This is a genomic window from Brevibacillus sp. AG162 (assembly GCF_006715575.1).
Taxonomy (GTDB): domain Bacteria; phylum Bacillota; class Bacilli; order Brevibacillales; family Brevibacillaceae; genus Brevibacillus; species Brevibacillus brevis.
Window position 1 is genome coordinate 235,365 of the sequence record NZ_VFNO01000006.1, and the last position, 13,044, is coordinate 248,408.

Sequence of the window (13,044 nt, forward strand, 5' to 3'; positions counted from 1 at the left end):
CCATGAAAAAAGCACCACACGGATGCTATTGTTCGATAATTGTGTATAGATAATAATGGTTTAGATAAAGTTTTAGACTAGCATCCAGCTAATCAAGTAACGGTTAGAAGAGTTCATCTGAATGGCTCTCCCCAACCGTTCTCTTCGAAAGCTCACCGAATATGATCCAGGACGCTTTTCATGACCTGCGGCGAGTCCTGCCGATCGAATAAATTATAGCGGGCCTTGACTGTTTGGTAGACCTGATTCAGCGCTTTTTGGCTCTTCGTTTTCCGGTACTCGCTCACAAGTTTGGTAAAGGAAGGATGCCGGATTACGTCTGTTCGCCAGTCCCACACGCGCGGTTTTTGGACTTCTCGCCGGACCTGTTCCACCATCTCAACTATTTTAGGTGCAAGAGAGGCGCTTAATTGCGTTTCGGCCTTCTTCGTCTCTGGAAGATCAGACAGCATCACATAGTTGGGAAGGGAAGACAACGGCTTGTTGTTTACATGCAATAATTCGCCTGAATAGTTGTGCACGGCCTCTAGAAAACAAGTCTTGATTGACTTCGTATTGAAAATACTCCCATCCAGTCGCAGTTTTTTTGCTCGGCAAAAACAGATGGATGAAGTCGAGCATACCTGTGTAGTACGGCTGCGATTGCGGATACACATACCCTTTTGCATCGACCTGGAATCCGGGCACTCCCACTTCTACTGCCCAGCGGACCGCTTCACTTTGGCTGTCCTTGGGAGCTACACTCCCCTTATAAGGCCTCACTTTTTTGTACATGCGGTACAATGTCTCCGCAACAAATTGCTTCGTAAGCCGTTGGTCTTTCAGGTCCTCAGGCTGTACGTACCCCGCCTGGACAAGTGCGTTTATCCGCGCTTTTAGTTCCATCTCTCCCCGCTTTTTCCGCAGCTCGCCTCCCCATTGACCAGCTGCTTGCTGCTGCTCTATTTGCTTGCTGATGGCGTCTGGATCGTACCCTTGGGGATAGACGGGATCCAATATCCCAATCTCATTGTACAAGGCCAATAAATACCCATCTTTAGAGACGCTGAATTCATCGATCATAAAACCGCGCGGCGTGTCTGTACCGTTAAGTTCGCCGACGATTTCCGTGAGGCTTTTTCTGTTTTTGTCCAGGGTGCTGGCCGGATGCGGATTTTTGATCTTGAGCGCCCCTTTTAGGAAAGAGTGCAAAACTTCTTTTTCTTCCAGCGTATTGACCGTGGGAATTTTGTAGGTAATGCGATAAGAGGCCGCCTTTGCCGCTCCTGCCTCTTGAATTGGATAGGCGGTCTGCCCCACAGACAGAACAGCTGCGATTGCAGCGATGAACACAATCTTTTTCATGGATTTGTTACCTCCTCAGCGTGGTGGCAAACGTATCGGATTTTATTCACGGGAGTTTGTAAATACATTTTGTTAGACGAACCCTTCTTGAATAAAGTTACATCGCACCCATAATTCCCCTGTGATACCCAACCTTCGGGCAGAGGTCTCCGCCGCAAGTCAATCCTTATACCTATTGCGGTCACAGGTTATAAGAGGTAGTGCAGTAGGTAAATCTACACACTTGTAACAGGATCGGCGTATTCGAATATGAGAAGTACTGGACAAGGGGCGAGGACTGGAACCGTTGCCTAATGTGTTAATATCGCAAAAAAAAGCACCCCGTGGGTGCTTTTTTTCTGTCTATTCAGTAAGCAATTATTTTAACCAAAAATTAATAACCGTATCCCAACCTTTTTCCCCTCTAATTTCCACCGGGGCTGATACTGCAAGGATTCTATTGTTTTCGTCTACAGCATAAGCATGTATTCTGTATAGTTTTCCAATTCTTAAACTATAAATTTTTGAGCTAGTAGTGTACGAAGTACCAGACGCATCCTCATATCCATCGGTTATATTGTAACGTACCCACTTATATCTATCTGCACCTGGAATATAATTAAACTTCACCCCAATATCTTGATACACATCTTCATACTTTTCATCTTCGTCAGAAGATATTTTTGATGATGAATATTGAGTGGTTGCAGTAGTTGTTGGTGATTGCTGTCCCTCCTGTGCAAATGCAGGAACGGCTGAAGTCAATAATGCCAGTGTTGCCAAACTAGTCATAAACTTTTTCATCGAAAAACACTCCTTCTTAATCTTCTTTTTACCCGCTCTCAGAAGAGAAGCAAGTTAACGGGGGAGTGGACTTGATAGCCGCCATTCGAATGTTACAAACATTTTTTCCATCTTCTCCCATTTCTTACAAAAATATCATACCACGCGACTTTAAACAACACAACTGTATCGTTTAAAATTACTCTGAGATTTTTTTTGGCAGGAGTCTCCGCCGCGAGCTTTTGATCACTGATTTTCTCCAGCCTCAAAAAGCTAATCCCTTGAAACGGCGAAAAACGCTCGAATTTAATGATTTGGACGTCTGTTTACATACCATCTATTATCAAGACCCAAATAAAACATAATTGGACGAGGGATTTGAAAAAATATGGAACAACATATGATAGAAAAATGAGTCAAATATATTAACTGAGCAAGAATTTGAGTAGCTCCCAGATGGTGTACACAGAGAACCATCTAAACGAAGTACGGAACGATATTAATGGACCACAATAAAAAAATGCAGCCCGCCTCCTAAGGGAGAACGGGCTACATTTTTTCCATCAATATACCATCTGCTTCGCATTTCAGGGGCTCATCTAATGAAAGAGCAGGAACCTTATCGAAAGATTTTTGCAGGGGCGAGTACTGCTGATTACTTAATATGGAACGTGAGTACCTTCGCCGGAGCGATGTTCCAAGACTGGGCTTTTTCCCTGTCGACAAATATGTGGCTTTTAAAGCCATACGTCCAGCGGCAGCCATCGGAAGAATTCGCTTCATGCCTTTTACAAACAACGCCTAAAACACCCCGGCTGCGCTCCCCCTCTATGCCTTGCCCATGTGGTTGCTCAAATAAGGCTCCCATACACGTTTCAATAGACGAATGCCAGCCTCAATCTCCTCGATGGTCTGCCCCCCGAATCCGAACTGAAAAGCCGGAAGTCCATTTTCCTGCGGATGAATCCATTTGTGTGCGGTTGGATAGACACGAACGCCTGATGAAGCCGCAATTTGCTTCAGCTGTTGCGGAGTGCTCTCACTTTTCACTTCTACCGTCACGGACAGCCCGGCATCCTGACCTTTGATCCGGATGTACGCTCCAAAGTGTTCCTGCAAGCACTGAAGCAGCGCCCCATGCTTTTTGCGGTAAAGCGTCCGCATCTTGCGAATATGCCGCTCCCAATCGCCATTTTTCATGAACAGGGCCAGCGTCTCCTGATGAATACGCGATGCCGACTGGTCAAAGTCCGCCAATTTCTCCTGATATACCGCTAATAACGCATGCGGCAAAACCATATAGCTCATCCGAATCGATGGCAGCAATGCCTTGGAAAACGTCCCTAAATAAATAACCCGTCCTTGAGTATCCAGTCCTTGAAGGGAAGGAATCGGCTTGCCATGATAGCGAAACTCACCATCGTAGTCATCCTCCATGATGTAGCTCCCCGTCTGATTCGCCCAGTGTAGCAGCTTTAGCCGTTTGGCATACGGCATGACAATTCCAGACGGGTCCTGATGAGACGGTGTGATATAGACCAGCTGTGCTCGACTCTCACTGAGCGCTTCCACATCAATCCCATCCTCCGCCAGCTTGATTGGGCGCACATCATAACCCAAATGGGAAAACACGGCACGTACACCGTGATAGCCCGGCTCTTCCATCGCAACAGCCTGTCCCCGTGTTCCGAATAAGAATCCCAATAAGCTGATCATCACCTGCGTCCCCGCACCGATCACAATTTGTTCCGGCGTAGCTTGTACGCCCCGAGCTCGTCCGAGATAGCGTGCGAGCTCCTCCCGCAGCTGCGGCTCACCTTGTCGATCGCCGTAGTAGAGCACATGCTTGTTTTCTTCCTGCATGCATTGGTTGGTGTACTTGCGCCAACGGTCAAAAGGAAAATGCTCGGCATCTACGCGGGCTTGGTGAAAATCATATTGGATCGGGACTGCTGAGGGTGGAAGTGTTTGGACGTAAGCCGTTTTTGCTGGTTGCTGCCCTTTTCCTGCAGGTACAGGTACAGGCACTGGCCCATCCCAGTCCACATCGACCACATAAAATCCGCTTCGCTCCCGACTCTCGATGTATCCTTCTGCCATGAGCTGGTGATAGGCGCTCTCGACAGTCGTTTTACTCACTTGCAAAAATCCGCTCAATGCCCGAACAGAAGGCAGACGCGTCCCGGAGATCAAGCGCCTCCCTTGGATTTCTGTACAAAAATAGCGATAAAGCTGTAGATAGAGAGGTTCGCTCCCTTCTACAAAGCGGGGACTGATATCTAACAAGCTACATCCTCCTCGCTGACCAAATGAAAAACCGACGGAGACAAAAATCTCCATCGGTACTCATGTTTCTATTACGCCAAATACGCCTCTCTTACCTGCGGATTCATCAATAATGTTTGGGCGTCGTCTTTCAAAATAATTTCGCCTGTCTGAATCACATAACCGCGATGCGCGACAGACAGCGCCTGATTCGCATTTTGCTCGACCAAGAGAATCGTCATGCCTTCCTTGTTCAGCTCCGTAACGATGTCAAAAATCTGCTCTACCAGAATCGGCGCCAATCCCATCGACGGTTCATCGAGCATCAGAATTTTGGGTTTCATCATCAGGCCACGCGCAATCGCCAGCATTTGCTGCTCCCCACCGGACATCGTGCCACCTTTTTGACTAACCCGTTCCTTCAGTCGAGGAAAGTAAGCAAAGGCGCGCTCGATTCCTTCTTCGATCACCTTTTTATCGGATACACTGAAGGCACCCATCTCCAAATTCTCGCGTACGGTCAGCTTGGGAAAAATGCGGCGGCCTTCCGGGACGTGAGCGATTCCTGCTAAGGCAATATCATGTGTACGCATCTGCGTAATGTCTTTGCCATTAAAGATGACTTTTCCTTCTTTAGCACGGGTCTGCCCACATATCGTTTTCAACGTGGTCGATTTACCTGCCCCGTTGGAACCAATCAGCGTCACCACTTCGCCTTCGTTTACCGTCATGCTCAATCCTTTTAATGCGTGGATGCCGCCGTAATACGTATGAACGTTAGTCAGCTCTAGCAATGCCATCGATTTTCCTCCTTCTACGACACGTCCGACGCACTTTTTCCGAGATAGGCCTCAATGACGTTAGGGTTGTTGCGGATTTGTTCGGGTGTTCCTTCTGCAATTTTTCTCCCGTAATCCAACACGTGAATGTATTCGCTGAGTCCCATGACCAGCTTCATATCATGCTCGATCAAGATAATCGTCAAGTCGAGCTCTTTTTTCAGCCGACGAATAAAATCCGTCATCTCAACCGTCTCGCGAGGATTCATCCCTGCCGCCGGTTCATCGAGCAAAATGATTTGCGGATTGGTCGCCATCGCCCGGGCAATTTCCAAGCGGCGTTGAAGCCCGTAAGGCAGACTTCCTGCTGCTTCATTGGCAATATGTGCGATCCCGACATACTCCATGAGCTGATAAGCCTCGACGCGCGTCCGCTCTTCCTCCTGGCGTACACGTTTGGAATTGAACAGGATACCGAGAATTCCAGCGGACAAGCGGCTATGCACACCCACCATGACATTTTCCAATGCCGTCATTTCTTTGAACAGACGAATGTTTTGAAAGGTGCGGGTAATCCCGCGACTTGCAATCTGGTCAGGACGAAGCTTCTTGATGCTTTTGCCATTCAGCAGGATTTCTCCCTCGTCTGGCTCGTAAAATCCGGTAATCATATTGAAAAAAGTCGTTTTTCCGGCCCCATTCGGACCGATGACAGCCGTAATGCTTCCTTTTTCGATGCCAATCGAAACGTCTTGATTGGCTACCAAGCCGCCAAAGCGCTTCGTTAAATTTTTTGCCTCTAACAATGCCATGCTCATATCCCTCCTCGTCCGCTATGACTGTTTCCCAGAAGTCAATTGGGACAGTCTGCCGAGAATCCCCAGCTTTTCTTTGCCAAACTCGCTATTTTTGATCGCATCAAGATCGTTTTTCTTCCGTTTGGCCGGAATCAATCCGTTAGGGCGATACAAGGCTACGAGAATGAGCATAATTCCGAAAATGAGTCGCTGGAACTTGGATGGGTCCAGCTGGTTCGGCAAACTGATAATCCCCGCATTTTGCAGACCGTGCAGGAAGTTGGAGAATTCTTTTAACAGCTGTACCTGCAAGATCGTGACAAAAGCGGCACCAAGCACAACGCCTGGAATGCTGCCACTACCACCCAGAATGACCATGACCAATATCCCGATTGATTCCATCAGCGTAAAGGAAGTAGGATCGATAAACGTCTGCTTGGCCGCAAAGATAACACCGACGACACCAGCGAAGGAAGCACCCAATGCAAATGCAGCCAGCTTGGTATTCAACAGGGAAATCCCCATGGACTGGGCAGCCAGCTCATCTTCACGTACCGCAATCCATGCACGTCCCAAACGAGAATGCTCAAAGCGTATATTCGCCAAAACGATAAAGGCAATCACAAACAAGACGATGAAGTAAAAGTAAAACGGTGTCCCCATTTTGATCCCAAACAGCTCAGGAGACGGAATCGGCGTAATTCCCTGCGGACCGTTGGTGATGTTGATGGGCTTGTCCAAGTTGTTGAAGACAATGCGAATGATTTCGCCAAAGCCCAAGGTTACGATCGCGAGGTAATCGCCCTTTACTCTGAGAACTGGCAATCCTAGCAATATTCCGAAAACAGCAGCCACAATCAAGCCGATTATGAGAAATGGCCAAAACCACTCACCGGAGAGCGGGAACAGATTACCCGCGATAAACTCATTCGCTTGCGAGGTAGAGAAAATCGCATACGCATAAGCCCCGGCAGCAAAAAACGCAACGTAACCCAAGTCAAGCAGACCAGCAAAGCCTACTACGATATTCAAACCCAAAGCCATCGCTACATAGATTCCTACCTGTGAAGCTACTTCCATGTAGTATCGGTTTTCACCCGCTACCAACGGAATGATCAGAAGGAGAACCACAGCACCAATCACCATTTTGATCGTTTTGGAGGTATTGGTGTAATAGACAAGCACAATGGAAGAAAGAATGCCGAGAAACGCGATGACCGATTTATCCATGAGGTACAACGCGGCAGAAAAAGCTACAATCCAGATCAACGTGAATACGAGCGGAATGCCTTTGAACGATTTCCAAGCGAGATTTGCCATTTATTTCACCTACACTTTCTCTTTTACAGCTTCGCCAAACAGTCCTTCCGGCTTGAAGAGAAGCACGAGAATTAAAATACTGAACGCAAACACGTCTTTGTACTCTGCACCAAAGGCTCCGTTGGTCAACGGCCCCATAAAGGCACCGGACAGGGATTCCAGAAGACCGAGAAGTACGCCACCGATCATCGCACCACGCAGGTTCCCAATCCCGCCGAGTACGGCAGCTGTAAATGCTTTAAGACCGAGAATAAAACCGATATACGGATCGATCGTTCCGTAGTTTTGCGCAAACAGAACACCTGTCGCGCCACCCAGGCTGGATCCAATCAAAAACGTAAGCATGATTACTTTGTTTACATTTATGGTCATCAGCGAAGCCGTACTCTGGTCTTGTGCGACGGCGCGCATGGCGATTCCCCACTTTGTTTTATTCACAAACAACGTCAACGCAATCATCATGATGATCGCAATTACAATTACGATCAATCCTTTTGTTGGAATCGTAGCAATACTTCCTAATGGAATCGAACCTGTAAAAAGAGCGGGACTGTTCAAATAAAACTCATTACGAGCCAGTGCTTCTGTAAAACGTACGAGGTCTTGCAGCAAAAACGATACGCCAATCGCCGAAATCAACGGCACAAGGCGAGGTGCTCCACGCAATGGTCGATAGGCGATCCTCTCAATTCCTACCCCTAAAGCACCCGTTAATACCATGGCAATTATGAGTGTTATGAAAAGTGCGACAAATGGATTCATACCTTCAAGTGCCCCTAGCGCATCAGAGATCAATAATACCTCTGTACCGATAAAGGCTCCGACCATGAAAATGTCTCCATGGGCAAAGTTGATAATTTCCAAAATCCCGTAAACCATTGTGTAGCCTAAAGCCACGACTGCGTACATAAATCCAAGTGTCAATCCGTCAACCAACACCTGAGGCAAAATGTTGATCATGCTTTCCCATCCCTCATTTCTCTTGTAGACTTGTACAAATTTTCTGCATTCATTCCATTGACTGGACTTGTTTTCTCGTGGAAAAGGGGCCAACACCGGCGTGCAGCCCCCTATCCTAATATGAGGCATGGGAGTGTGTGCGCGTTTTGTGGTGTGATTACTCGGCCTTGCCTACGAAAATGGATTTGTCCTTGTCGTACTTGTAAATGAATACATCTGCATTTGTGTTGTCACCTTTTTCATCAAAGGTAACTTTGGTGAATTGACCCTGAAAATCTTTGGTTTTGTGGACTGCATCGAGGACTTGCTCGCGGGTTGGTTTTTTGCCTCCGTTTGCTTTGACAGCTTCCAAGACACCATTGAGGATGACGTTCATGGAGTCGAAACCGTAGACGGAATAGGTTTCCAGAGGCTTGCTTGTGGCTTTCTTGTACTCTTCAGCCCATTTCTTGCCCTCTTCGGTTTGTGTTACGTCCCCTGCTACTGACGTAAAGACAACACCTTCGACAGCATCACCGGCTATTTTTATCATATCAGAAGAATCCAAGCCGTCGCCACCCATAAAATAACCCTTAAATCCTTTTTCACGAGCTTGCTTGATCAAAATTCCACCTTCTGGATAAAGGCCGCCGAAAAAGATGATGTCCGGGTTTTTCACCGTCACCTGGTTAAGTACCGCGCTGTAGTCCTTTTCGCCCTGGGTAATGCCCTCGAAGCCAAGGATTTGTACCCCGTCCTTTTCGAATTGCAGCTTCACTTGATCACTCAGACCTTGGCCGTATGCTGTCTTATCATGGATAATATAGGCCGTTTTTACACCAAGTGTATTTTTTGCATAAAGAGCAGCCTTTGGTCCTTGCGCGTCATCGCGAGCACAAATTCGATGGACGGTTTTCTTGCCTTCCTCCGTGAGCTTCACCCCTGTATTTGCTGGGGATACCATGACCAGCTTGCCTTCCTCGTACTTCACAGACGATGGAATCGCAACACCTGTGTTATAGTGCCCAACTACACCGTATACATCAGGATCAGAGATGAGCATCTCCGCATTGGATACCCCGATTTTCGGGTCGCCTTGATCATCCTGAGGGAAAAGCTGGAGATCAAAGCCAAGTGCTTTAAACTCTTCCTTGCGCTTTTCGAGAGCGTAACCTGCGCCTGTCTTAATCGCATCTCCCACAGCGGAATTGCTCCCGGACAGCGGGGATTGTGTGGCAATCTTGATGAGGCCCCCCTCGGTCGTTCCGCCACCACTGTTGCCTGGAGCTGGCTGACTTTGCCCCCCGCTTGCGTTACTTCCGCCGCTTGAATTGCTGTTTCCTGCGCAACCTGTTAATGCCATACTCGCAGCCAATACCGCAGATAAAACCCCGACATAACGTTTTTTCATGCAGAATGAATCCCCCTTTTATCATTCTTTGTTTTCGTTTCCCAATCCATCTACCTTGCTAGCCAGGTTGCGACTTTCAAAAACAATGATCTACGGGGACAAAGTTAGATGAGGCTTGGATGTTTTTATTTTAAAATAAATCTGATAATTTACAAGAAGTAAAATATATTTTATGTACATATATCATTGATGCACAAATAAAAAAATAACCCCCTCTCAGGAAAGAGGGAGTGCCGGAACGACGATTTGCCCACTCTTAACGTCGACAATGCCTGTTGCCGTGAGACGTGCATACGGCAAGTGGGTAGCCGTAAAAAACAAAAGCGAATAAATGGGATCGAGATGGACATGGCCTTTGGAACGGAGCTGACTTACCAAATTTTCACCCATGCTGATCACTTCCTCCATCGGCGCAGAGGAGAATTTTCCAGCAAGAGGCAATGGGCATTCGCAAGTGATTTTTCCTTCATCGATCAGGACGATTCCGCCTTTTATTTCCCGAGTACGCTCCAGCGCTTGTGCCATCGCTTGGGGATCGCGTCCGATTACGATCCAATCGCCAGACGCTGAATAGGTGCTGGCCAGCCCTTCAAGATGTTCACCGAAGCCATGAAGAACTGCCAATGTTCGGTTACCGCCAGTCGCATCAATGATGGCGATCAACGCCAACTGCGGATCATGCTGCAAGGATACGTATCCATCCTGATCAACGGGCATGTCCTCTAGCGACAGCCGCGTGATAACGGCATTCAGCATCTGTATCACAGGGACCTTCCCGTCTTCATCTGGCCGCAGGCGGAACCAATCGGGATGCGTCCGCTTTTTCAATGGATCTGTCAAACGTAAAGAAACTTCCTCCCATTGTGGTTGTACGGTTGGGACAAGCAAGGTTCCCTTTTCTGCCGCCCGTTGTCCATTCGCAATTACGATGGAGGGTGTCGGCTGATCTTTTGCAGGCAACAACAGCATATCCGCGATTCGGCCCGAAGCAATTCCTCCGATCTCCGCGTCCAGCCCATAATAGACAGCTGGGTTCAACGTCGCCATGATATACGCTTCCTCTGGCGGCATTCCCGCTTCAATGGCCACACGGATCGTACTATCCATGAACCCGTCTCGATGCATCGGCGGCGTGCTTCCATCCGATGTCAGCATCATCCGTGATGACCACGGCACCCCCAGCGCAAGCCACCCTTTCACCAGCTCGGGCAGATCAGGGCGAATGGAGGAATGGCGCAATGTTGCATACATGCCTAAACGGATACGCGACAACAAATCGGCTGCAGTGATGGCCTCATGACAAGCTGTTACACCGGCTGCTGCGGCAATGTTCAAGGTCTCGTTAGAAGCTCCCGGATGATGCCCCTCCATCCTTTTGCCCAAATCTCGCGTATGCTTCAAACCAAAAAGCAGCGTTTCATCCTCTTGTAAAACACCGCCCCAATTCGTCAACTCTCCTCCCTGGATTACACGTGGATGCTCGAGCATTTGCGCCAATTTTTCCTTGGTGAACGCCGGATGAGCTTTTCCTGTCTGCGGATCAAGTCTGCCCCAGAAAAACTGCTTTACGGGATGTGCTGCCAGAGAATCCATGATCGCTGCCGTTTGCGAAAAAGGCAGATGCATGAGCATCAGTGAGTCCGACATCATTCCAGTGGTTCCCGTTTGCAGAGCAAAGTCAGCCAATGTATATGGGTTATACCATTGAAACGGATGCGCGTGTGGCTCGATGTAACCCGGCACGAGATACTGCCCAGCCGCCTCCATAATCACGGTCTGGTCATCGACCAACGGCTCTTTTTCTCCTACATAAGCAATACGTTCTCCTGCCACTACGACGTGATGCTCTTGCCATTCTTTTGTATACACATTCAGAACGCTTGCTCCTTTTATCCAGAGGCTTGCTGGTGCCTGACGTCTACTCACGCGAATCATGTTCAAGTAATCACGGTCTGATAGAGCACGTACACGCATCATTTCTCCCTCTCCTTGCTGGTCTGCCGATGTTTTTTTAAAAATGAACGGTCGTTCATCGCTTTCTACAGCTTCGCCGCCCCTCAATCATTCCCCTGCAAGCTGTGCAGTTGGTAGTAACAATTCCCACGGGTCTCTTGTCCCCCTTTACTACACACTATGGAATAGATGTAATTGCGACAGGAGGGTATATCTCATGCAAAGAAACGTAGGTACGACTGATGCCATGCTTCGCATTACCGGCGGTTTGTTAGGCTTGGCATACGGTATCGGAAAAATGAGCCGCCGCCCCTATAAGACTCCTTGGTTTTTAATGGGGTTCTCCGCAATGAGGGTAGCAGAAGGGGTGACGCGTTTTTGTCCCACATTCGCCGCACTGGGCATTAATTCTGCAAAAGGAGTTGGCATGCAGGGCATGATGGACCAGCTCAAGAAAAAAGGCGTGGAGATGGCGGTCAACCAGTTTACCCGCTCCATGAATATTGCCCCTATCAAAGGCTCAGACACCATCCAAGATGATGCGAGCAACACTCCAGCGCCAACGAATAAGGCAAACATACAGTATTCTGCAAGCCCACAATTCTCAGCGAACCAGGAGAAACAACCAATCGACAATCAGCAAAAGGCGAAGCTTACCCCCGAGGATCAACTTCTCGAAACGGCCGCAAGGGAGTTCATCTCTTTTCGCTCCCAAGAAAATAACAACAGCAACACTCGCTACCCCACGTACAAGTAAGGAGAGGAGGCACTGCATATGCTTGTCGGCCCCCAGATGTATGAATGGATGTCGCATAACTTTTTTGTCATTGCCACGATCATTGGCGTCATCGGCGTAATGGGTTATTACTTCTTTCGCACCTCGCGAAAAAGAGGGAGATATCGTCAGTAAAGGAACAGCAACCAACCGCCTGTAATTGGGCGGTTTTTTCCATTTACAAAAATAATTGTTATACATATAATTGTCATTGCAAGTATTTTTGAACGAAAGAGGGTCATTCCCCTGATCGATCATTGGCAAAAAGAACCGGTTGGATTTCTTATCGGAAATACATACCGGAGAATGATTCATTATGTTTCCCTTTTTTTAAAGGATTTTGATTTGACCACGGAGCAGTTTGCCGTCCTGTATCGGCTACGAGAAGAAGAGGGCATCAATCAAAAAGAGCTGGCCCAGCGCTCTGCCAAGGATCAGCCTTCCATGACACGCATTTTGGACACACTCGCCAAAAAAGGCTTTATCGAAAAGACTTTGAGCGAACAAGACCGACGCGCCTACATCATTACCCTTTCCCCGAAAGGACGGGAATGGATTGAGCAGGCGATTCCTGTAGAGGCTCGTGCCGTTGCAGACATTCTGGAAGGGATATCTCCTGAAAAGCTGGTCTTCTTGCGAGAAATCTTGCTGGAGATTAACGAGAACATCAATAGAAAAACGACGGACTAGGAGTGACAG

The 13,044-nt window shown here is 48.0% G+C and carries 13 protein-coding genes; 3 read left to right on the forward strand and 10 right to left on the reverse strand.

The annotated features are described in order from the left end of the window. Window positions 1–152 precede the first annotated feature (152 nt). The 10 genes from FB479_RS30995 to FB479_RS19715 all read right to left on the reverse strand — a co-directional run bounded on the left by FB479_RS30995 (window position 153) and on the right by FB479_RS19715 (window position 11,591). Window positions 153–521, reverse strand: coding sequence for a hypothetical protein (locus tag FB479_RS30995; RefSeq protein ID WP_255438463.1), 369 nt, complete (start codon window positions 519–521; stop codon window positions 153–155). After that, window positions 442–1,344 carry a hypothetical protein gene (locus FB479_RS19675; RefSeq protein ID WP_255438464.1) on the reverse strand — a complete coding sequence of 301 codons (903 nt, stop codon included), beginning with the start codon at window positions 1,342–1,344 and terminating at the stop codon, window positions 442–444. The genes FB479_RS30995 and FB479_RS19675 overlap by 80 nt, the downstream gene beginning before the upstream one ends. A 357-nt stretch (window positions 1,345–1,701) precedes the next feature. After that, window positions 1,702–2,127 carry a hypothetical protein gene (locus tag FB479_RS19680; RefSeq protein ID WP_142066435.1) on the reverse strand — a complete coding sequence of 142 codons (426 nt, stop codon included), beginning with the start codon at window positions 2,125–2,127 and terminating at the stop codon, window positions 1,702–1,704. An 807-nt stretch (window positions 2,128–2,934) separates the two neighbouring features. After that, window positions 2,935–4,392, reverse strand: a complete 1,458-nt coding sequence (gene pdxR / locus FB479_RS19685; protein WP_142066436.1) for a MocR-like pyridoxine biosynthesis transcription factor PdxR — start codon at window positions 4,390–4,392, stop codon at window positions 2,935–2,937. 71 nt (window positions 4,393–4,463) lie between these two features. After that, window positions 4,464–5,171 carry an ABC transporter ATP-binding protein gene (locus FB479_RS19690; RefSeq protein WP_106652490.1) on the reverse strand — a complete coding sequence of 236 codons (708 nt, stop codon included), beginning with the start codon at window positions 5,169–5,171 and terminating at the stop codon, window positions 4,464–4,466. Window positions 5,172–5,185: 14 nt separating this feature from the next. Further along, window positions 5,186–5,962: an ABC transporter ATP-binding protein gene (locus tag FB479_RS19695; RefSeq protein WP_106652489.1), complete on the reverse strand. Its 777-nt coding sequence runs from the start codon at window positions 5,960–5,962 to the stop codon at window positions 5,186–5,188. Window positions 5,963–5,983: 21 nt separating this feature from the next. Beyond that, window positions 5,984–7,267: a branched-chain amino acid ABC transporter permease gene (locus FB479_RS19700; RefSeq protein ID WP_142066437.1), complete on the reverse strand. Its 1,284-nt coding sequence runs from the start codon at window positions 7,265–7,267 to the stop codon at window positions 5,984–5,986. 9 nt (window positions 7,268–7,276) lie between these two features. Continuing rightward, window positions 7,277–8,323, reverse strand: coding sequence for a branched-chain amino acid ABC transporter permease (locus FB479_RS19705; RefSeq protein ID WP_142066438.1), 1,047 nt, complete (start codon window positions 8,321–8,323; stop codon window positions 7,277–7,279). Between the two features lie 61 nt (window positions 8,324–8,384). After that, on the reverse strand, window positions 8,385–9,617 hold the full coding sequence (locus tag FB479_RS19710) for a branched-chain amino acid ABC transporter substrate-binding protein (RefSeq protein WP_142066439.1): 1,233 nt from the start codon (window positions 9,615–9,617) through the stop codon (window positions 8,385–8,387). Between the two features lie 216 nt (window positions 9,618–9,833). After that, a complete protein-coding gene (locus FB479_RS19715) occupies window positions 9,834–11,591 on the reverse strand; it encodes an adenine deaminase C-terminal domain-containing protein (RefSeq protein ID WP_142066497.1) in 1,758 nt (585 codons plus the stop codon). 196 nt (window positions 11,592–11,787) lie between these two features. Between FB479_RS19715 and FB479_RS19720 the strand changes: the two genes are divergently transcribed. From FB479_RS19720 to FB479_RS19725, 3 genes are all read left to right on the forward strand, one after another. After that, a complete protein-coding gene (locus FB479_RS19720; RefSeq protein WP_106652485.1) occupies window positions 11,788–12,327 on the forward strand; it encodes a YgaP family membrane protein in 540 nt (179 codons plus the stop codon). An 18-nt stretch (window positions 12,328–12,345) separates the two neighbouring features. After that, window positions 12,346–12,480: an EYxxD motif small membrane protein gene (locus FB479_RS31000; protein ID WP_255322517.1), complete on the forward strand. Its 135-nt coding sequence runs from the start codon at window positions 12,346–12,348 to the stop codon at window positions 12,478–12,480. A 171-nt stretch (window positions 12,481–12,651) separates the two neighbouring features. Continuing rightward, window positions 12,652–13,035 carry a MarR family winged helix-turn-helix transcriptional regulator gene (locus tag FB479_RS19725; RefSeq protein ID WP_106652484.1) on the forward strand — a complete coding sequence of 128 codons (384 nt, stop codon included), beginning with the start codon at window positions 12,652–12,654 and terminating at the stop codon, window positions 13,033–13,035. Window positions 13,036–13,044 lie beyond the last annotated feature (9 nt).

Bases quoted from the DNA above. Each gene is read 5' to 3' on its own strand.
- FB479_RS19715 (WP_142066497.1), bottom strand. From the start codon at position 11,591: ATGCGTGTACGTGCTCTATCAGACCGTGATTACTTGAACATGATTCGC.
- FB479_RS19725 (WP_106652484.1), top strand. From the start codon at position 12,652: ATGATTCATTATGTTTCCCTTTTTTTAAAGGATTTTGATTTGACCACG.
- FB479_RS31000 (WP_255322517.1), top strand. From the start codon at position 12,346: ATGCTTGTCGGCCCCCAGATGTATGAATGGATGTCGCATAACTTTTTT.
- FB479_RS19695 (WP_106652489.1), bottom strand. From the start codon at position 5,962: ATGGCATTGTTAGAGGCAAAAAATTTAACGAAGCGCTTTGGCGGCTTG.
- FB479_RS19700 (WP_142066437.1), bottom strand. From the start codon at position 7,267: ATGGCAAATCTCGCTTGGAAATCGTTCAAAGGCATTCCGCTCGTATTC.
- FB479_RS19710 (WP_142066439.1), bottom strand. From the start codon at position 9,617: ATGAAAAAACGTTATGTCGGGGTTTTATCTGCGGTATTGGCTGCGAGT.
- FB479_RS19675 (WP_255438464.1), bottom strand. From the start codon at position 1,344: ATGAAAAAGATTGTGTTCATCGCTGCAATCGCAGCTGTTCTGTCTGTG.
- FB479_RS19720 (WP_106652485.1), top strand. From the start codon at position 11,788: ATGCAAAGAAACGTAGGTACGACTGATGCCATGCTTCGCATTACCGGC.
- FB479_RS19690 (WP_106652490.1), bottom strand. From the start codon at position 5,171: ATGGCATTGCTAGAGCTGACTAACGTTCATACGTATTACGGCGGCATC.
- FB479_RS19680 (WP_142066435.1), bottom strand. From the start codon at position 2,127: ATGAAAAAGTTTATGACTAGTTTGGCAACACTGGCATTATTGACTTCA.